25 protein-coding genes are annotated in these 19999 nt (G+C 32.0%); 9 read left to right on the top strand and 16 right to left on the bottom strand.

Annotated features, from left to right (window positions below; genetic code table 11):
- Positions 1 to 9: 9 nt before the first annotated feature.
- Genes mobA through glp form a run of 5 tightly spaced genes read right to left on the bottom strand, consistent with a single transcriptional unit; the run spans position 10 to position 3033 of the window.
- The gene (mobA, locus tag HMPREF3125_RS09925) at positions 10 to 615 is read right to left on the bottom strand and encodes a molybdenum cofactor guanylyltransferase MobA (protein WP_070453631.1); all 606 of its coding nucleotides are present in this window, start codon (positions 613 to 615) and stop codon (positions 10 to 12) included.
- A gap of 4 nt (positions 616 to 619) precedes the next feature.
- On the bottom strand, positions 620 to 853 hold the full coding sequence (moaD, locus tag HMPREF3125_RS09920) for a molybdopterin converting factor subunit 1 (protein WP_017638538.1): 234 nt from the start codon (positions 851 to 853) through the stop codon (positions 620 to 622).
- A 1-nt stretch (position 854) separates the two neighbouring features.
- Positions 855 to 1301, bottom strand: a complete 447-nt coding sequence (locus HMPREF3125_RS09915; RefSeq protein ID WP_017638539.1) for a molybdenum cofactor biosynthesis protein MoaE — start codon at positions 1299 to 1301, stop codon at positions 855 to 857.
- 5 nt (positions 1302 to 1306) lie between these two features.
- Positions 1307 to 1777 carry a molybdopterin-guanine dinucleotide biosynthesis protein B gene (gene mobB, locus HMPREF3125_RS09910; RefSeq protein ID WP_070453628.1) on the bottom strand — a complete coding sequence of 157 codons (471 nt, stop codon included), beginning with the start codon at positions 1775 to 1777 and terminating at the stop codon, positions 1307 to 1309.
- Positions 1774 to 3033, bottom strand: a complete 1260-nt coding sequence (gene glp, locus HMPREF3125_RS09905; RefSeq protein WP_070453624.1) for a molybdopterin molybdotransferase MoeA — start codon at positions 3031 to 3033, stop codon at positions 1774 to 1776. The genes mobB and glp overlap by 4 nt, the downstream gene beginning before the upstream one ends.
- 58 nt (positions 3034 to 3091) lie before the next feature.
- Here glp and moaC point away from each other — a divergent pair, with 58 nt between their 5' ends.
- A complete protein-coding gene (gene moaC / locus HMPREF3125_RS09900) occupies positions 3092 to 3580 on the top strand; it encodes a cyclic pyranopterin monophosphate synthase MoaC (RefSeq protein ID WP_046467145.1) in 489 nt (162 codons plus the stop codon).
- A 68-nt stretch (positions 3581 to 3648) separates the two neighbouring features.
- Here moaC and HMPREF3125_RS09895 read toward each other — a convergent pair whose 3' ends face one another.
- The 5 genes from HMPREF3125_RS09895 to modA all read right to left on the bottom strand — a co-directional run bounded on the left by HMPREF3125_RS09895 (position 3649) and on the right by modA (position 7440).
- The gene (locus HMPREF3125_RS09895) at positions 3649 to 4152 is read right to left on the bottom strand and encodes a MogA/MoaB family molybdenum cofactor biosynthesis protein (RefSeq protein ID WP_070453621.1); all 504 of its coding nucleotides are present in this window, start codon (positions 4150 to 4152) and stop codon (positions 3649 to 3651) included.
- 20 nt (positions 4153 to 4172) lie between these two features.
- Entirely contained in the window at positions 4173 to 5177 is a 1005-nt protein-coding gene (locus tag HMPREF3125_RS09890) for a ThiF family adenylyltransferase (RefSeq protein ID WP_070453749.1), read from the bottom strand.
- 187 nt (positions 5178 to 5364) lie between these two features.
- Positions 5365 to 5970 carry an ATP-binding cassette domain-containing protein gene (locus HMPREF3125_RS09885; protein ID WP_017638545.1) on the bottom strand — a complete coding sequence of 202 codons (606 nt, stop codon included), beginning with the start codon at positions 5968 to 5970 and terminating at the stop codon, positions 5365 to 5367.
- On the bottom strand, positions 5971 to 6642 hold the full coding sequence (gene modB, locus HMPREF3125_RS09880; protein ID WP_017638546.1) for a molybdate ABC transporter permease subunit: 672 nt from the start codon (positions 6640 to 6642) through the stop codon (positions 5971 to 5973).
- Between the two features lie 12 nt (positions 6643 to 6654).
- Positions 6655 to 7440 (bottom strand): molybdate ABC transporter substrate-binding protein, encoded by a 786-nt coding sequence (gene modA / locus HMPREF3125_RS09875; protein ID WP_070453617.1) that lies wholly within the window; start codon positions 7438 to 7440, stop codon positions 6655 to 6657.
- 187 nt (positions 7441 to 7627) lie between these two features.
- On the opposite strand from modA, the gene fdhD reads away from it, so the two are divergent.
- The gene (gene fdhD / locus HMPREF3125_RS09870; RefSeq protein WP_070453613.1) at positions 7628 to 8422 is read left to right on the top strand and encodes a formate dehydrogenase accessory sulfurtransferase FdhD; all 795 of its coding nucleotides are present in this window, start codon (positions 7628 to 7630) and stop codon (positions 8420 to 8422) included.
- Positions 8423 to 8457: 35 nt separating this feature from the next.
- Here fdhD and HMPREF3125_RS09865 read toward each other — a convergent pair whose 3' ends face one another.
- The 5 genes from HMPREF3125_RS09865 to HMPREF3125_RS09845 form a co-directional block, all read right to left on the bottom strand.
- A complete protein-coding gene (locus tag HMPREF3125_RS09865) occupies positions 8458 to 9213 on the bottom strand; it encodes a GNAT family N-acetyltransferase (protein ID WP_070453610.1) in 756 nt (251 codons plus the stop codon).
- 73 nt (positions 9214 to 9286) lie between these two features.
- Positions 9287 to 9835 (bottom strand): biotin transporter BioY, encoded by a 549-nt coding sequence (locus HMPREF3125_RS09860; protein WP_070453607.1) that lies wholly within the window; start codon positions 9833 to 9835, stop codon positions 9287 to 9289.
- Between the two features lie 68 nt (positions 9836 to 9903).
- A complete protein-coding gene (locus HMPREF3125_RS09855) occupies positions 9904 to 10842 on the bottom strand; it encodes a nucleoside hydrolase (RefSeq protein WP_070453604.1) in 939 nt (312 codons plus the stop codon).
- Between the two features lie 156 nt (positions 10843 to 10998).
- Positions 10999 to 11907 (bottom strand): ABC transporter substrate-binding protein, encoded by a 909-nt coding sequence (locus tag HMPREF3125_RS09850; RefSeq protein ID WP_070453601.1) that lies wholly within the window; start codon positions 11905 to 11907, stop codon positions 10999 to 11001.
- A gap of 129 nt (positions 11908 to 12036) precedes the next feature.
- The gene (locus tag HMPREF3125_RS09845; RefSeq protein ID WP_070453597.1) at positions 12037 to 13182 is read right to left on the bottom strand and encodes an acyl-CoA dehydrogenase family protein; all 1146 of its coding nucleotides are present in this window, start codon (positions 13180 to 13182) and stop codon (positions 12037 to 12039) included.
- Between the two features lie 155 nt (positions 13183 to 13337).
- Here HMPREF3125_RS09845 and HMPREF3125_RS09840 point away from each other — a divergent pair, with 155 nt between their 5' ends.
- The 4 genes from HMPREF3125_RS09840 to HMPREF3125_RS09825 are packed head-to-tail and all read left to right on the top strand — an operon-like array spanning position 13338 to position 16327.
- Entirely contained in the window at positions 13338 to 14087 is a 750-nt protein-coding gene (locus HMPREF3125_RS09840) for an amino acid ABC transporter ATP-binding protein (protein ID WP_017638554.1), read from the top strand.
- 26 nt (positions 14088 to 14113) lie between these two features.
- The gene (locus HMPREF3125_RS09835) at positions 14114 to 14941 is read left to right on the top strand and encodes an amino acid ABC transporter substrate-binding protein (protein WP_070453748.1); all 828 of its coding nucleotides are present in this window, start codon (positions 14114 to 14116) and stop codon (positions 14939 to 14941) included.
- 1 nt (position 14942) lies between these two features.
- On the top strand, positions 14943 to 15626 hold the full coding sequence (locus tag HMPREF3125_RS09830) for an amino acid ABC transporter permease (protein ID WP_029055842.1): 684 nt from the start codon (positions 14943 to 14945) through the stop codon (positions 15624 to 15626).
- An 11-nt stretch (positions 15627 to 15637) separates the two neighbouring features.
- A complete protein-coding gene (locus HMPREF3125_RS09825) occupies positions 15638 to 16327 on the top strand; it encodes an amino acid ABC transporter permease (protein ID WP_070453594.1) in 690 nt (229 codons plus the stop codon).
- Between the two features lie 50 nt (positions 16328 to 16377).
- On the opposite strand, the gene yut is transcribed toward HMPREF3125_RS09825, so the two are convergent.
- Positions 16378 to 17289: an urea transporter gene (yut, locus tag HMPREF3125_RS09820; RefSeq protein ID WP_017638558.1), complete on the bottom strand. Its 912-nt coding sequence runs from the start codon at positions 17287 to 17289 to the stop codon at positions 16378 to 16380.
- Positions 17290 to 17553: 264 nt separating this feature from the next.
- Between yut and HMPREF3125_RS09815 the strand changes: the two genes are divergently transcribed.
- From HMPREF3125_RS09815 to ureC, 3 genes are read left to right on the top strand one after another with little or no spacing between them, the layout of a single operon-like run.
- The gene (locus tag HMPREF3125_RS09815; RefSeq protein WP_017638559.1) at positions 17554 to 17856 is read left to right on the top strand and encodes an urease subunit gamma; all 303 of its coding nucleotides are present in this window, start codon (positions 17554 to 17556) and stop codon (positions 17854 to 17856) included.
- Between the two features lie 13 nt (positions 17857 to 17869).
- Positions 17870 to 18277 carry an urease subunit beta gene (locus HMPREF3125_RS09810; RefSeq protein WP_017638560.1) on the top strand — a complete coding sequence of 136 codons (408 nt, stop codon included), beginning with the start codon at positions 17870 to 17872 and terminating at the stop codon, positions 18275 to 18277.
- Positions 18277 to 19992 (top strand): urease subunit alpha, encoded by a 1716-nt coding sequence (gene ureC, locus HMPREF3125_RS09805; RefSeq protein ID WP_070453591.1) that lies wholly within the window; start codon positions 18277 to 18279, stop codon positions 19990 to 19992. The genes HMPREF3125_RS09810 and ureC overlap by 1 nt, the downstream gene beginning before the upstream one ends.
- The last annotated feature ends 7 nt before the right edge of the window (positions 19993 to 19999 follow it).

Here is a 19999-nt window from a genome sequence, read left to right as displayed (position 1 = left end):
GGACCCTCCTTATTGATCTAACTGTTGTTTTAAAGTGTCCAAATCTTGTTGAGAGTTAATATTATAATACCAATATGACGGTGCATCGATGTCTTCTACATTAATCCAATCTACATTCATTTCTTCATATAATTGCTTAAAACTATAATCATCAGAACTCAATATTTCTTCAATAACATTTTTCGTCTTAGGACTATAAAAGCCAATCGTCGGAATCATATATCCATTTGACTTAACCGTTGCTATATCTATTTGATCTTCAATAAGATGAGACATCATAAATTGATATAGTTGATTTATGGCTTTTTCGTTTATCATCGGTGTATCAACTGATACTACGAAAAATAATTCTTCATCCGGGTATTGTTCCATCACTGACAATATGCCTGCTAGCGGTCCTTTTCCTTTATAATTGTCTTTATCTACAACTATATTTTGATATTTAAATTCATTTTTAAGTTGACTATTCGTACTAATAATAATGTCATTAAACATATTTGTTGATTTAAGTACATTCACTATTCGCTGATAAAACATTTGTCCGTCAACTGAAGCAAATGCTTTAGGACGCCCAAAACGACTTGATTGGCCTCCAGCGAGTATAATTGCTTTCATTTATTTATCCTCCACTCACTGGTGGAATGAGTGCTACAGTATCACCAGGTTCAATCTTATCAGTTAATTTAACGAATTCTTCATTAACTGCAATTTGAAATTGCTTATGTGCCATTTCTGGATAATGTTCAACAATCATCACTTTAAACGCTTCTACAGTTAAAGGATCTGAAACATCTATTGTTTCTGACTGTTTATTAGCTATATCTTTTAATTCTGCAAAGTAAAGTACTTCCAATTTATTTCCTCCCATTAGCTTCATCATAGTCGCCTTTTTGATGGCCTTGCCATTCAGCACCATCTTCCCATATCTCTTTTTTCCATATTGGTACTATTTCTTTAATTCGTTCTATGGCATATTCATTCGCACGATATGCATTTTTACGATGAGGAGATGATACCACAATTAAGACAGCTATATCTGATATCTCAAGAGGACCAATTCTGTGTACTATAGTTGTTATAGTACCTGGCCATTTTTGTTCTATTTCTTGACCTATTTGAGCCATTTTCTTTTCAGCCATTGGAATATAAGCTTCATATTCTAAATACTCAGTTTTTACTCCTTTAGTCCATTCACGAACATGTCCAGTGAACGTCACCATTGCACCTTGATGTTCGTTTAGTGTAAATGCACGATATGGCTCTATTTGAATTGGTTCTTTAACGATTTCAAATTGTTTCATTGCACTCAATCCTTATGTGTCACTTTATTTATTAACCATTCATCAAATAATTGATAAGCATTAGGTTCATTTAATTTTATCTTATAACATACATTGTTTAAATGATTTAGCTTTTGCAATTGTGATTCACTGTTATAAACTATGATTTTTTCATATTTTTCATCCTTAAAACCTTCAACTAAAATGATGTCATAATCAATTGTAACAGAGTCTTTAATAATCTTTGAAAGGCTTTGTTCATTAATTCTAGTTACAGTTTGTCTATATTCATGCCCTTGTATAATGCTTTGGTCCGCTCCTGATTCAAAGTGTTTCATATGGTCCACATGGTGTCCTTGTAACTCAATATCCGAACCAGTATGCCCATGATGTTTTATTGTCGCAACTTTTAACTTTAGAGATTTTAATTTATTAATTGTATGCATCATGAGTGTTGTTTTTCCAGAATTTTTAAATCCGACTATTTGAAGAATCATATATTCAATTCCTCTTCATAAGCAGATGATTCTGTAAGTATAACGTCTACTAGGTGTCCTTTTTTAAACCCTCGTGTTCCTCCTGGCAACATAATCATTGAATTTGAATGAGCAATAGCGACTACTGCACCTGATTTATTAAATCCAGATGGAACAACTGTAGCGCCAGCAGATGTAAATGTAGCTTTAGCGCGTATAAATCTAGTAAATGGATTAGCTTTAGTAAAATCTTCCATTAATGTAGCTTTAACAATTTGAGGATAAACTGCATTAGCGTTCATCATTTGATTAATTGCTGGTTTTACAAACAATTCAAATCCTGTGAAACATGCTGAAGGATTACCAGACAAACCAAATAAGTATTTATTATTAGCAACTGCAACAGTTGTTACACTTCCTGGTCTCATTGCAACTTTATTAAATAATACTTCTGCATGTAGTGCTTGATAAATTTCAGGTAAGTAGTCAAAATCTCCGACAGATACGCCACCTGTAGTAATAACAATGTCATGTTCATCCATCGCTTTTTTAACGACTTCAATACTACTTTGTAAATCATCTTGCTGAATTTGATAAGTACCTACTTTTAATCCAAACTTTTCAGCTAATGCTTTAATCATCGGACCGTTTGAGTTTCTAATTTTACCAGGTTGAAGCTCATCTTCCACTTCTAGTAACTCACTACCTGTCGCAATAACAGCTATACTTGGTTTCTTCCATACTTCAATATCTGTATAACCATATGTTGCTAATACAGCTATAGCTCCTGGATTGATTTGTTGTCCTGCTTTCAAAACAATGTCTCCAGTCTGTGTTTCTTCACCTTTCAATGAAACATTTTCATGTTGTTCAAACGTCTTTCTAATTGAAAACGTATCTTCTTGTTGTACAGTTTGTTCAAACATGACAACTGCATCTGTTCCTTCAGGTAATTGTGCACCAGTCATAATTCTTACCGCTTCATGTTCACCAACTTTTTTATCAGACACGGAACCAGCACCAATATGATCAATCACTTTAAAATGTACTCGATTATCACCACTTGCTCCTATAGAGTCTTGACTTCTAATCGCAAATCCATCGTACGGTGATTTATTAAATCTTGGTATATCATAAGTAGCTACAACGTCACTTGCTAAAATATGGCCAGTACTTTGATTTAAAGGAACTGAAATTTTGCTAGAATTTATATCTTGTTTTACAACACGTTGAATTGCTTCTTTAACGGGAATTGGACTTCTTTTTTCAAATGTCATATGATCATCTCCAAAATATTTATTTCGTGATATACTTGTATCGATAAGGAGGGTTAATATGTCAGATTTCACACACATTAACCAACAGGGTAATGCGAAAATGGTTGATGTTTCAAATAAAGAAATTACAAAACGAACAGCAATCGCTTATTCCAGTATTATAGTAAACGAAACTATTTATCAACAAATTGTTCAAAATACTAATGCTAAAGGTAACGTATTAAATACTGCACAAATTGCTGGCATCATGGCAGCTAAAAATACTTCTACAATAATACCAATGTGTCATCCGCTTCCATTAACTGGTATAGACGTCGCTTTTGAATGGGATACTCATCAATCTAATCAATATGAATTGCATATAAAAGCGACTGTATCAACAACTGGAAAAACAGGTGTAGAAATGGAAGCACTAACTGCTGCATCGGTAACAGCTTTAACAATATATGATATGACGAAAGCAGTTGATAAAGGAATGACAATAGGTCAAACTTATTTAGCTGCTAAATCTGGTGGTAAATCAGGCGATTACAAGCGTCCAGAATAATAAATAAAATAACTGTATACTTAAATGGGATTGAAGCAATGAAACTTTGACTTCAGTCCTCTTTTATATTATTTTGTTAATTCATGAACTAGATGATTTAATTCTGGCTTAATAAGTTTATCCATAGCTAATTTAACTGCACCAGTTGATCCTGGAAGTGAAAATAACAGTTTATCCTGATGTGTACCTGCAATTGCTCTAGATAAAATAGCTCTCGTGCCTACATCTTCTGTATAACTTAAATAACGAAACATTTCTCCAAATCCTTCAATTTCTTTATCTAATAAAGGACGTACAACCTCAATTGTCACATCTCTTTGTGCTATACCTGTCCCACCAGTCGTTATAATGACATCTATATCATTCTGTTTTAACCATGTAGAAAGTTGTTCATGAATATCTTGCTGATTGTCTTTTACAATCTTATAATAGTCATCTTTCACATTAACATTTTCATTTTCTAATAATGTTTGAATAAGTTGTCCACCTTTATCAGTATTATAATCTCTTGTGTCCGATACAGTTAAAATTGCCACTTCAATGTTTCTATCCAGTTTAATATGTTGATGCATGATTTCTCCTCCTTAAATGTTTACCCAAATAATTGATTGATTAGTTTAGTAGCTTCGTTAGGACTAGTTAATCCATGTATTAATAATCGACCTCCATTAAATGCTACGATTCTATAACCTTTAAATGAAAATACAATCATATATGGATTTTGTTTATATTGAATATGGTGAGAATTTAAAAATGATATAAGCATTTCCTGGGTAATATCTTTATTAATATATTGCACTGTATCTCTGCCACATAATGTTGCATACTGACGTTGACTATTATTCAAATAAGGATAAGTAGGTGATTGTCCGCAGGTAGAACATGAGTCATTTTGCATATTTTTAAAACCAATGGCATGATGATATCCTTCCCACACATCACCATATTTTAATTTAATATCGGTAGCTTGATGCGTGAGTATTTTCAATGCATCAGTGATTTGAAAACTAGTTGTCATTGTTACAGCCGGTTGTATCACACCTACAGTATCGCAAGTTAAATTAATTGAAGGTAAATGTGGTAATAAGCAATTAAAACATGGTGTCTTTCCTGGAACAAAGGTAGTTTGAGCATAAGTACTTTGTACAACTCCCCCATAAATCCATGGAATTGAATTTTGATAAGCAAAATCATTAATAAGCTGTCTTGTATCAAAATTATCAGTTGCATCAATGATTAAATCAATTCCAGATGTATGTTTATCTAAAAAGTAAGCATCTACGTGTGAGACAAATTCATTGATTGTCACATCATGTCGAATTGATTCTAGATGTTTCTTGGCAGCAATGACTTTAGGGAGCATATCAAGTGCATCTTGCTCAGTAAATAAAGTTTGCCGTTGCAAATTACTATATTCAATATAATCTCTGTCAACAATCGTAAGTTGTTGTATGCCGGCTCTTACTAAGCCTTCTGAAACATGTGTGCCTAAAGCACCCATACCAACAATCATCACACGTTTTTGACTAATACTGCGTTGACCTTCAACACCTATATGTTTATATAACATTTGTCTTGAATATCTATCCTGATTCATTTCCTGATTCATTTTTGAATCTCCCTTGAAGTATGTTATCTCTATTATAAATCTTGTGTCTCAAAGTGACAAAACCTCAACATAAAAAGTTCCTATCAAAGTTCTCATTTTTCAATGTTTACTCTGATAGGAACTTATTAAAATTGACTCTCATTAATTTTGATTAATAATTAAAGTTTTATTATGGTTAAGAAATCATAATCATTTCGTCTGCAAGTTCTTTGGCTTCTTCATTCGAATGTGTAACAAATATAATAGGAATTTGCCACTCATTAAAAATCTTTCGAACTAAGGCTATGCTTTCACGTTTAGTCTGATCGTCTAAACTAGAAAATGGTTCATCGAGTAGTATTAAATCTGGTTTTATACTTAAAGCTCTTGCTAAAGCAACACGTTGAGCTTCCCCACCTGATAAGGTGATTGGGTAATGATTCATTAAATGTTTTATATTTAGTGTTTCTAATAAATTATCAATATGCTCCGATGAAGATGTCATAAATGTAATATTCTGTTTCACTGTGAGATGCGGAAACAATTGATAATCTTGAAATAAATAACCAATTTGTCTTTGTTGAATTTTTATATCAATATGCTTTTCAGTTTCGGTTAGTACACGATCATTAATTTGAATCATTCCATCATCTGGTTTTTTTAAACCGGCTATCATATTTAATATAGTCGTTTTGCCTATTCCAGAAGGTCCTTGGATTGCATATATTTTGGGAACCTGATCTTCAATGTGAATATGAATTGGACGTTGATTAATTTGATGTGTTATATCAATATTCAACATTTAATCACGCTCCCTAAACTTATCATAATTTAATAAATTGATTGTCATAATAACAACAATAGAGAATGCTACTAGAACTAACACCCACAACCAAGCTTGATTTTCTTTTCCTTCAACAACTAAGAAATAAATTTCTAGTGGTAGAGTATTTGTTTTATTAGGAATATAGCCGGCAACCATTAAAGTTGCTCCGAATTCACCGATAGCTCTAGCGAAACTCATCATAATTCCTGATAATATATAACGTTTAGATAAAGGTAATACTATTCTATAGAAAATCTTTCCTTCACTTGCTCCCATTGTTCTAGCAGTATCCAACATACGTTTATCAATGCTATTAAAACCTTGAATTGTATGTTGATACATCAGTGGAAAACTAACAATAACAGATGCAATAACAGCCCCAGTCAATGTAAATACTACTGGTAAATGCAATATATTACTGAAGAATTTTCCTACAATACCTCGTGGTGAAAATATAATTAATAATATGAACCCCATTACTGTGGGCGGAAGAACAATAGGTAATAATATAAAACTTTCAATGATTTTAACCCATCGTTTCTTACGATGATATAACCATCTTGATACAATAATTCCAAGTACCATTACAATCAATGTACTCAAAGTTGCTACTCGAATCGATAGCCAAAATGCAGTTAAGTCAGGCATTAAAAACAACCCCTATGCTGAGAACTGATAATCTTTGATGATTTGTTTAGCTTTGTCTGATTTTAAGAATTCCATCCATTCTTTAGCTAATTTTTTATCAGAAGTCGCTCCTGCTTCATAAGTAATTGGTTTTGATAATTTTACTTCTTTAATTTCTTTTACTGAATCAATTTTCTTTTTATTTTTATATAAATCTGTTTTATAAACAAATCCTTGTTGTGCGTTACCTTTTTGTACATAGTTTAATACTTGTTTAACGTCTTTTGCGTAAACTACTTTGTCTTTTGTTGCATCCCACAAATTATTTTCTTGTAAGTATTGTTTACCATATTTACCTGCAGGTACTGTTTTGATTTGACCTAAAGCTAATTTTTCATTATCTTTTAAATCTTTAACAGATTTATAATTTTTATCTTTGTCGCCTATAAGTACTAATTTATTTTTGGCATAATTATATGTATCATGCGCTTTCTTTTTATCTTTTAAGATGTCAACATCTTTAGTGTTAGCTGACATAATAACGTCTACTGGTGCACCTGATTCAACTTGTTGTCTTAAAGCACCTGAACCACCATAGTTGAAATCAACTTTAGCATCTTTATGATCTTTTTCAAATTCTTTTTTCAATTCTTTACTAACATCTGTCAAACTTGCTGCTGCTGAAATTTGTAATTCTTGTTTCTTATCTTTACTGTTAGATTTTTCACTTTTCTTTCCATTATCTGATGATGAATTCGAACATCCGGCTAGAACCAAAAGTCCCATTAACAAAATCACAAATAAACTTTTAATCTTCATAACAATTCCTCCTTAAAGTACATTATACTTCAAATTTAATAGATTTATATTTTATTTGAAGTTAATATCTATATGTAGATTATATACTTTACTTTTTAAAATTGAAATAACTATCAAAGCAAATTTATTTATATTTTATGAAAAACGCACTAATATAATATTTATAGTGATATAAAGGAGTTACAAAATGAATAAAGATGTTTCATCCAATCAGCACATTATTAGATTTGAAAATGGTGAATTAAAGGATACAGTAGATACTTATGTAACAGAATTTCCATTAACTATCATGGTCAATGGTGAAGAGTTTGCAACTGTTATTTGTAGTCCTACTAATATTGAAGAATTAGTACTGGGTTTCTTAGCATCAGAAGGTGCATTATTAAAAAAAGCAGAATTAAAATCATTACAAATAGATGATAGTAGAGGGTTTGCTCATGTTGAACTGACAAAATCGCTAAATGATCGTTTCGAATATTCTAGTAAACGAATGATTGCATCCTGTTGTGGTAAAAGTCGTGAATTTTACTTTCATAACGATGCTGCTACTGCTAAAACATCCTTATCTAACATCACTATTACTCCTCAACAAGTTTTAAATATGATGACTCGCTTACAAACTGCCAGTACTATATTTAAGCAGACAGGCGGATTGCACAATGCGGCTATTAGTGATGGTGATAATTTCTTTGAACATCGTCAAGATATTGGTCGTCATAATGCATTAGATAAATTATTTGGGTTCTGTATACAAAATGATATTCCAGTAAGAAATAAAATTTTAATATTTAGTGGTCGTATTTCCTCGGAAATTTTAATTAAAGCTGCCAAAATTGGCGTAGGCGTTATTTTATCTAAATCAGCTCCAACGACGTTAGCTGTACAATTAGCAGACGATTTAAATATTACTGCAGTTGGTTTTATTAGAGACGGTAACTTTAATATATATAGCCATCCAGAACGTATAAAAAGCTGCTGGTGATTTCAATTAGTGGTTGAAATCATCAGCAGCTCTTTTTATATATTTTCTTTTAATATTTGATACCTGAAACTTCTATATACATAACCTTGTTTCAAATACATATCTTTAACTGTATCTTCACCATCTGCAACTAAAATAACTGGGCGTTGCCCTGCTAATTCCCCTATATAAGATTGCATCGTTCGACCGATACCAGTTCTTTGATAATTTTCAAGTACACCAAATCCATCTATTTCTACAGAGTTTTTATTTTCTATCACATCGACAATACCTACTGGCTTATTTTCTAAATATCCAATCATAGGTATTGCTTTCATGTTATCAAAATTTTGTCTAATCTTTTCAACATTTTTTTTAGCATATTTTTTGCCATATGGTAATGAAAATTGATAGTAAATATCAAGATAATCATTTAAGTTAGTACGATTTACTTTGATTAATCTTACATCTTTATTTCTACTTAATTGGGCTAAGTCATTTGCTTCAATGATATAGAATTCTAATACACCAAGTTCAAATCCTAATTCCTTAAACAGTTCAAACCACTGTTCATTAAGTTGATCGTTCTCAGGAAAGTAAAAAGATAAGTGATTGGAACCTTGTGCAACATGCATTTCCTTTTGGGTTTCAATATCTTTCAACCATTGAACTTGTGATGGGCACTGATGATATAACCAAGTATTGTTGGCAAATTGAAGTGCATCTGATGGTGTTAAATAAACGGTCTTCATTGAATCTTCTAAAAAAATGTTACCTTCCAAATATATATCAGACATCGTCAAATGCTTCATAAATATTACCCCATCTCAGTAGATAATTAGAATTGTTATGATTCTATATATGAAACATTGTCTTACACTGATTTTATTTTATCAACTGTTTGAATCGAGAGTGATTAAGTAAAGTCGCTCCTATTAAGCTTGCAATAATTGCTTTAACTACATCCCCAGGCATAAAAGTTAATGATAATACGATGGATTTAGAAATAGGTATATTTATAATGAATCCCATTATAATGGTACCTAGTATATCTAATCCAAGTACACCAATGATAATAGTAGCAACTATTAGCGTTATAAAGTTTACTTTATGTAAATATTTGTCTCTTATCCATCCGATAAAGAAAGCTACAATTGGATATAAGAATAAAAATCCTGCTGAAGGACCTGCGAAAACACCGATACCCCCTCTACCACCTGATAACACTGGTAGTCCTACTGCAGCTAACAGTAAAAATACAACAACACTTATAGTTCCTAACTTTCTTCCTAACATTATTCCTGCTAAAAATATCCCTATATTTTGCAATACAATTGGTACTGGCATAATTGGTAAAGGTACTGGTGGTACCAAACCTAAAATACAAATGATGGCTGCCATCAAAGCTGTAAATACTAATTCTTTTGTACTCATCATTTCATCCTCCTTACATGAGAATGATTATACCATTAATGTAAACTTAATGGAATATAAAGTTTACATTAATTGACGCGTTTTGCCAAATCACTTATATAATTAAAGAAATTATTTCGCTCTACATAATTAATCACATTAACCTCTCGACCATCATTACATTTAAATGTTCTACCTTGACTTGGGCCATGTGCTATAACATCTACATTCAATTTAACTGATTTAGTTAATTTAGGATTACCTACATAAGCTGTTGTTAACACATCCCATAAAAAGTAAGTCGAATTTGTTATAAAATGTGTTAATGGTGGTACAGCTGCATAACTAACACCTAAGAAATCAATACCTGTATACTGACGTTCATCTGCCCAACGTTGTCTCACTTCTAAAGTTAAAGGAACTTGATTGGTGCTTTCTAAAGCTACCATATCTATCTTGATGTCACTATCAAATACTGTTTTCACCGCTTCTGGATCCCAAAATGCATTCCATTCTGCCGTGCCGTCATGCTCTGGTTCTTCAACATTACCTTTTTCTAAAAATGTTCCTCCCATCCAAACTAATTTATCTACTTTGTTCACTATAGTTGGTTGTATTTTTAATGCTTTAGCTAAGTCAGTTAAAGGACCAGTAAATAACAATGTAATTTTTTCTTCAGTATTTTGAAGAATGTTAATGATATCTTCATAAGCCTCAAGATGATTTTCTTTTGAATTTGTTAAAGTAACTTTTTCATTTAAAATTGGTAACGCGTCCATGAAAAATGCATGCATTCTCCAATCCTTAGGAAATGGATTTTTCCCTCTTTCAAATGATGGTGCAACATCAAGTTTTTGATTGGAAAAGCGATTGATAATCTTGATAGACGCACTTAAAGATGGTTCTAAATAGCAATCTGCTCCAATCGTGCTTACACCTACAAGTTCTATTTCTTCCATTTGTAAAAGTAAGAATAAAGATATAAGATCATCAACGCCACCATCATGATTAAAATAAACTTTTTTCATTGTTTTTCTCCTTTTTATTATTTTATTTCTTTCAATTTATATGTAATTATATCGAAATCACAAACAAAATTCATAATTTACTACTACATAAAAGAAGTTGAGACACAATTTGCGTCTCAACTTCTAAGTTATTGATATCGTTTTTTTATTATCTTTTTATTTAGTATCCATTAATTTTTTCTTCAAATCTTTACGCATGAAGTCTAAGCTATATGGATCATTATACCAGTATGTTTCTGCTTTAACTTTAATCACATTACCATTTTTAACTGCAGGTAAGTTTTTCCACATATTTGTTTTTTCATATGCAGGTGTTGCTTTACCTTCACTTGTAGATACAATGTAATCGCCAGCGTATTGATCAACTTTTTCTTGTTTAACTTCAGCAAATCCAGCTTTTTTAGTTAAATCATCAACTGATTTTGGCATTTTAAGACCGAATGCTTGATATAAAATTTCTCCGCCACGGCCCCAATGGTCGCCGTAAGTGTATAATTTTTTATCAAATTCATCAAAGATAGTTACAGTTTTATCTTTACCAATTTTATCTTTAATCTCTTTGCCGTCTTTAGAAGTTTGATCTTTCCATTCTTTTTCCCAATTTTTAACTGCATCTTCTTTACCTAGTAATTTACCTAGTTCTTCTTGTTGTTCTAAGTAACTATGTTTCGCATAGTTAAATGGTACAGTTGCTGCGATTTTTTTATATTTTTTAATGTTTTTATTTTGATCTAAGACAATAATTAAATCTGGTTTTTCTTTTGCAACTTTTTCGACATCATCGTCTCCAACTTTAGTTACACCTTTAAATTTGTCTTTCAAAATATCACTTTGATCGACTTGATTACTTACTGCTACTACATTTCCACCTAATTTTTTCACGCCACCAGCATATGATGGAGCTACAACAGCAATTCTTTTTGGATCCTTAGGAACTTTTATTGTTTTCCCATCATCCGTTTTGTAAGATTTCTTCTCAGAACTCTTTGAACTATCGTCTGAGTTGTTACCACATGCAGCTAAAACTAACACTAGTGCTATTAAAGGTAATAATAATTTCTTCATTTTTTCCTCCCATTGAAAACGATTATCAATTTCATTAAAATTATACAACTTTACATATATTTTTACAATAAGCAATTTCACCAGTTTTTTTAAATTTTAATAAATTTATTTCAATAAAGTAACTTATTACTATATTAATCCTGTAATGCTTTTTGCAATATTAGTATATGCCATATCTTCCATCGGAGGATTATGAAGACCTGCGCGCATATCTCGATAATATCTTTGTAATGGTCTTTCCATCTCAAGACTTTTTGCTCCTACAATTCTCATTGCTAAATCTACAACTTCCAATCCTTGATTTAATACAAGTACTTTACTTGCAGAAGTCTCATTCCAAATTTCTGTGTCTTTCTCATATAATTGATAACCGTGGGCAGTACTCCATAAAAAATGTCTTGCCGATAATAATAGAGATTCCATTTTACCTAAATTTTGTTGAACTGTAGGTAATTCTGCAATAGTTCCTTCTATACTATTCGGACTATACGTTTTAGTGAAATCTACTGCGTAATTTCTAGCTGCTTGTGCGATTCCTAAATAGACACTAGGAATATGCAAAATCCAACCATTTGCTCCAGGTTTACGTTTCTGTTCAACAAAATATTTATGAGGAATTTTTACATTATTTAACACTAAATCATGACTTTCAGTAGCACGCATACCAATCATGTTCCAATTATCGGCGATGTCCACGCCTTCAACATTTCTTGGAACTAAAAAGAATCCTACTTGATCTAATTCTTCTACATATGCTCCTACAATAAAGTGTGTTAATGCCTTACTCATTGAAGTAAATGTTTTGACACCATTTAAAATATAGCCGTCTTTTTCTCTTACTGCATGAGTTGCCGGACGTCCTCCGCGTGTAGGGCTACCAGTTTCAGCTTCACTTACTGCACGATTAACGAGTGTGCCTTTTTTCACTTCTTCGGCAAATTCTTCTAATAATTCAGGCTCCCACAATTGTTGTTCAAATAATTGACCCACTACACTTAAATGCCAACCTATTGATAAGGCAGTTGCGCCATCTATTTCTGCTAAATAAGTTTGCAAAATAACCATATCTTCAATCGTAGCGCCTTCACCGCCGTATGCTTTTGGTAATGTTAATAAAGTATATCCTTCATTAATTAACCACTCTATATTTTCAAATGGAAAGCGTGAGGCAATATCATTTTGCTCCGCATACGATTTAAACTGCTCTTCTATTGTTTTAAACTTTTTTATCCATTTATGTTGTATCTCTGATTGCACCAAGAATGACTGTGTCATTATTTTCACCTCATCATAGTATTAATAGCTTGTTAATTATCCTTAGTTTAACACTCAACATTATTAAATAAAAGGACTGATATTTCACAATTCCTACTTTACCGATAAGAATTAATGTGATAAATTTACTTTAATATATTTGGGAGGCTGATACCTTGATACAAGTAGAACATTTATCTCATTTTTATCATTCAAATCAGGTTTTAAAAGATATTAATTTTTCACAAGAACAGGGAACCGTGACAGCTATTATTGGACCTAGTGGTTCAGGAAAAACAACTTTACTTCGTACTCTCAACGCACTCGCAACTCCTTCTAAAGGTTCGATAACGATTGATGATTATCAATTTAATGCTGAACAACATACTAAAAAAGATATTTATCATCTTCGACAACAATCAGCAATGGTTTTTCAAAATTATAATTTATTTAAAAACAAAACCGTATTAGAGAATATTACTGAGGGCTTAATTTATGGGCAAGGTAAAGGAAAAAGAGAAGCGATACATATTGCTGAAGATCACTTAAATATGGTGAATTTATTAGAACATAAAGATAAGTACCCTATCCAACTATCAGGAGGTCAAAGTCAACGTGTTGGTATAGTACGTGCACTTGCATTAAATCCTAAAGTACTATTATTAGATGAACCTACATCTGCATTAGACCCTGAATCAATCCAAAGTGTATTAAATCTTATACAACGTATTGCACAACAAGGAATGACAATGGTTATAGTAACTCACGAAATTAGCTTTGCTGAAGCTATTGCTGATCAAATTTTATTTATTGATAACGGAGAACTAGTCGTACATGGTTCACCAAGTGATGTTTTATATAATCAAGATAATGACCGTATCCAACGTTTTATACAACGTATTAGAACGGAGGTAGATGTAAATTGAAACAATTCTTCCCTTGGTTAGTATTAATGAGCGTATTTATATCTACTATAGCTTTATCTGCATGCTCAAATGATCAATCACAACGTGCTACTAAAGCTCATCCAAAAGAAATCAAAGTAGCGTTATCGGCAGAAGTAAATCCTCCATATTTATATACTAATAAAAAGAATGAATTTGTAGGACTTGATATGGATTATATGAAATTATTAGAGAAGAAATTACCACAATATCATTTTAAATATGAAGTTGGTGAAGAAGAGTCTAACCTAGTAGGTATAGGTTCTAAAAAATTTGATATGGGAATTAATTGGTTCTTTAAAACACCCGAACGCGAAAAACAATTTTTATATCAAGATGTTCCTTACAGTTATGCATTACCTATGCTTGCAGTTAATAAAAATAATCATGATATACATCAGCTTAGCGATTTAACTAATAAGAGATTAACTCCAATGGCACCAAGTGGTGGTTTATTTTCTATATTAAAACAATATAACAAGTCACATAAAGAACCTATCAATATAGATACGATTCAAGCACCTTCTAATGGAGATAATTTAAAAATGGTTGGTAATCATCGACGTGATGCAATGTTTTTAAATTGGAATACATATAAAGCGATTCAAGAAAAAGTAAATGAAGATGTTAAAATTGGTGGCATTGTTAAAAAAGAACCGCTTCACATCGTTTATAACAAAGATAATCAACAATTACATGATGATATTGATCAAGCTACTCAAGAATTAAAAAAAGAAGGTAAACTTCAAAAATTATCTAAAAAATATTTTGATATTGATGTGTTTGATGATTTAGAAAATATCAATAAGCATAAGAAACAATTGGAGGTGCAATAATATGTCTGCCACACAATGGTTAGATTTATTTAATCAAGTATTACAACAACTTCCTATTACTCTAGTAATGATTATAAGTGCTTTAATCTTTGCCATTATATTAGGACTATTATTAACAATGATTCGTATTAAACAAACGCCTATATTGGCGCCTTGCGTCAGAATATACCAATCATTTATGAGAAGTACCCCACTTCTACTTCAATTGTTTTTAGTATATTTTGCATTACCTCAATTTTTATTAATATTTCATATAAACATTAATCACTTTGACAGATTATTTTTCATAATATTAGCTTTTAGTCTTCATAGTGCTGCTTATTTATCAGAAGTCTTTCGAGCTGGTTATTTATCTGTTGAATATAGTCAGATTGAAGCTGGATTATCAGTAGGTTTAAGCTATCCGAGAATACTAAAAAATATTATCGTTCCACAAGCTTTACGTAACAGTATTCCTAATTTAACGACTCAGATTATAGAATTAATTAAAGATACATCGTTAGCATTTACTATTGGAATTATAGACATGATGGGACAAGTTCAACTTATTATTGGCAATAATTATGGTTTAGGAATGTTAGAAGTATATATTGTTATTTCTATTATATATTGGATGCTCGCTTTGATTGTTCAAGGTGTGTTTACATTAATTAATAAAGTTTCAGAAAAACCATATCAAGCATAGGAGGCAATCAAATGTCATTCATTTTACATACCTTCATTGAAGTTTTAAAGGGTGTACCAAATACAATTGCAATTACACTTATAGCTATGTTGATTGGTATTATTATAGGTACAGTATTTGCGATTATTCGATTGCAACGAATACCTGTACTATCTCAATTAGTAATCGTTTATAATTCATTTTTCAGAAGTACACCGCTCATAGTTCAATTATTCATTTTCTATTATGGTTTGCCAGCACTTATTCTATGGTTCAACTCAATTTTTCATACTTCACTTAATCCAGATATGGCACATCAATTGATGATTGCTGCAATCACCTTTGCATTGCATGCGACGGCCTATTTATCAGAATCTATTAAAGGTGGTTTACTTTCTGTTGATCCTAAACAAATTGAAGCTGCTCAAACTGTAGGTTTATCTAAATGGAATGTTTATAGACGCATTGTTTTCCCTCAAGCGTTTGGCTATGCATTACCTAATATTGAAAATCAATTTATTATGTTATTAAAAGGAACATCACTTGCTTTTGCTGTACAAGTAACAGAAATTATGGCAATAAGTACTGAAATTGCTAATGAAGGTTATCAATTTGTACCAGTATATACAGTAGCAGCGATATTTTACTGGGCATTGGCAATTGTTATTGAGTATGTGTTCCATAAAATTGAACATCGCACAACACACTATTTAACATCTTAATAAAAAATTATGGGACTCACTACTTTAATGGTGAGTCCCATAATTTTTTATTAATTTCTACTTCCTATATCTCTATTTTGACGGCCTGCAAATAACATAATCCATGTTGCTAATATAAATGGCATTGTTAATGAAGGTAACCCAAGAGGTTCAAGCATTGTGTTCAAACCTAGATTTAATAGTACTGCTAGTAATAACCCTAAAAAGGCAGAAAGATATGTATTAATTGACGTTTTAAATGTTGAGCCTAAAGCTATTGCAGTTAAAATTAAATTATATCCAAATAGTCCTTGGTTGATGTTATCAGTGTTACCACCTAATAAACCAACAATTAAATAACCAATAATACTTCCTACAATTGCAAAAACAAACGCTTTTCTTGAGCCAATTAAAATTCCAATAAGTATTAATAATCCAGCCCATACACTAGGTATTAAAAATACTTCACTAAACCCATCTAAAATGGAATGTAGTAAATTTAAATGATGACCAGAATTACTTGTCACTGGTTTAATGGTGTTTGGTAATAAATTTAATGGTGTTTTCACAGCTTTTACTTGTTCAGATATAGAAACTGCAAACCACGTCACAATGACAAAGGGTGCTGTAAGCATTGCTATTCCGTATGGCTTTAACCATTCTCTTATTGCTGATCCAACAGGTAATGTTAATATTGTTGCCATCAATGTAATTAGAATACCTGCCCAGTTTTCATTTAAAAATAATGTCAAAGCTATTGCAGTTAATACAGGATTAAAACCTGCTAATCCATTATCTATTTCTTCTTGAGAATAGTTAATATATGGCGCAAGTATGTATGCAATGATACTTCCAATTAATGCACTTATACCGACTTTCCAATTACCAACAAATAATGCAATTAATATAAAAAGCCCTGTGTAATGATTATTAATTAATAAAACTTGTGAAATGTTTTTCAAAATGATTTGAATGGATTTCATGAACTTTTCCCCCAATTCGACAATGAATATGATACAACAATTTAATATTAATGTGTATTAATTTGATATAAAGAATGAAAATGTTTTACTAATTAAAAAATTCAAATAATATTAGTAAACGCGCTGTAATCATTAAAAGTTTTGCCCATTTTAATTAAATTTTTAAATTTATGGAATCGTTATACTTATTTAAAATTAAAAATCGTCCTAATATAAAATTTGCAAGTTTATTGCGAACTTTATTTCGGGAAAGAAGGGATTATTTTGCACTTTACACAACGTGAACAAGATAAACTAATGATAGTTGTAGCTGCAGAAGTTGCTCGTCGCAGAAAAGCGCGAGGACTTAAATTAAATCATCCAGAAGCACTTGCATTAATTAGCGATGAATTATTAGAAGGTGCTCGTGACGGTAAAACTGTAGCTGAATTGATGAGTTATGGTAAAACAATTTTAAATGAAGAAGATGTTATGGATGGGGTTGCAAGTATGATTACTGAAATTGAAATTGAAGCAACATTCCCAGATGGAACTAAATTAATCACTGTCCATCATCCAATTGTCTAAGGAGGACATAAATATGATTCCTGGAGAAATTAGAGTAAAAAAAACAGATATTGAAATTAATCCAAATTCACCTGAAACAGTTATTGAAGTTAAGAATGTTGGAGATCGTCCTATTCAAATTGGCTCACATTTCCACTTTTTTGAAGCTAACTTAGGTTTAGAATTTGAAAGAGACAAAGCATATGGTAAACATTTAGATATTCCAGCTGGTGCCGCTGTCAGATTTGAACCTGGCGATGTAAAACACGTGCAACTAGTAGAGTATTCTGGTAACCGTAGAATTTATGGTTTCCGTGGATTCGTTAATGGTCCAATTGATGGCTCCCGTGTTTATCGCCCTACTGGTGAAGACGACGAGTACGCTGGTGTTTATAATGACGAAGGTCATGAAAATACCAATAAAAAAGGTGGTAAAAGATAATGAGCTTTAAAATGACTCAATCACAATATACAAGTTTATATGGTCCAACAGTTGGAGATGCAATTAGATTAGGCGACACTAACCTATTCGCAGAAGTTGAAAAAGATTATGCCAATTATGGTGACGAAGCAACTTTCGGTGGCGGAAAATCTATCCGTGATGGTATGGCTCAAAATCCTAACGTGACTCGTGATGATAAAAATGTAGCCGATTTAGTTATAACTAATGCAGTCATTATTGACTATGACAAGGTAATTAAAGGCGATATCGGTATTAAAAACGGCTATATTTTTGCAATCGGTAAAGCGGGTAATCCAGATATTATGGATAACGTCAATATAATCATCAGAAGTACAACAGATATTATTTCTGCTGAAGGTAAAATTGTTACAGCGGGTGGTATTGATACACACGTTCACTTTATTAACCCAGAACAAGCTGAAGTTGCTTTAGAAAGTGGTATCACTACTCATATTGGTGGCGGAACTGGTGCATCTGAAGGTGCAAAAGCAACTACAGTTACACCTGGACCTTGGCATATACATCGTATGTTAGAAGCTGCTGAAGCATTACCTATCAATGTAGGTTTCACAGGTAAAGGGCAAGCTGTCAATCATACAGCACTTATTGAACAAATTCACGCTGGGGTTATTGGTTTAAAAGTACACGAAGACTGGGGTGCAACGCCTTCAGCTTTAAGTCATGCTTTAGATGTTGCAGATGAATTCGATGTCCAAATCGCTTTACATGCTGATACATTGAATGAAGCTGGATTTATGGAAGACACTATGAAAGCAATTAAGAACCGTGTGTTACACATGTACCATACTGAGGGTGCTGGTGGTGGTCACGCACCTGACTTAATTAAGTCCGCTTCATATTCAAATATTTTACCTTCATCTACAAACCCAACTCTACCTTATACACATAATACTGTAGACGAACATTTAGACATGGTAATGATTACTCACCATTTAAATGCTTCTATTCCTGAAGATATTGCATTCGCGGATTCTCGTATTCGTAAAGAAACAATTGCTGCAGAAGACGTATTACAAGATATGGGAGTATTCAGTATGATTAGTTCTGACTCTCAAGCTATGGGTCGTGTAGGTGAAGTGATTACACGTACTTGGCAAACTGCTCATCGTATGAAAGAACAACGTGGTGCTTTAGAAGGCGACTCAGAATATAATGATAACAATCGTATTAAACGTTATATCGCTAAATATACTATTAACCCTGCGATTACACATGGTATTTCAGAATATGTTGGCTCAATTGAATCAGGTAAATTAGCTGACCTTGTATTATGGGATCCTGCGTTCTTTGGCGTTAAACCTGAACTTGTAGTTAAAGGTGGTTTAATCAATGTAGCAGTTAACGGTGATGCTAATGGCTCTATTCCAACTTCAGAACCTATGAAATATCGTAAAATGTATGGTCAATATGGTGGTAATATCACTCATACAGCAATGACTTTCGTTTCTAACACTGCATTTGAAAATGGTATTTATAGACAACTTAACTTACAACGTATGGTAAGACCTGTTAAAAACATTCGTAACTTATCTAAAGCAGATATGAAAAATAACAGTGCAACACCTAAATTAGACGTTGATCCACAAACATATGAAGTATTTGTTGACGGTGAAAAAATTACAAGTGAAGCTGCTACTGAGTTACCATTAACTCAAAGATACTTCTTGTTCTAGGAGGAAA

The organism is Staphylococcus sp. HMSC13A10, from assembly GCF_001808005.1.
Taxonomy (GTDB): domain Bacteria; phylum Bacillota; class Bacilli; order Staphylococcales; family Staphylococcaceae; genus Staphylococcus; species Staphylococcus pasteuri.
The sequence above is the reverse complement of the archived record's forward strand: the minus strand, read 5'-3'. Positions and strand labels throughout refer to the sequence as shown.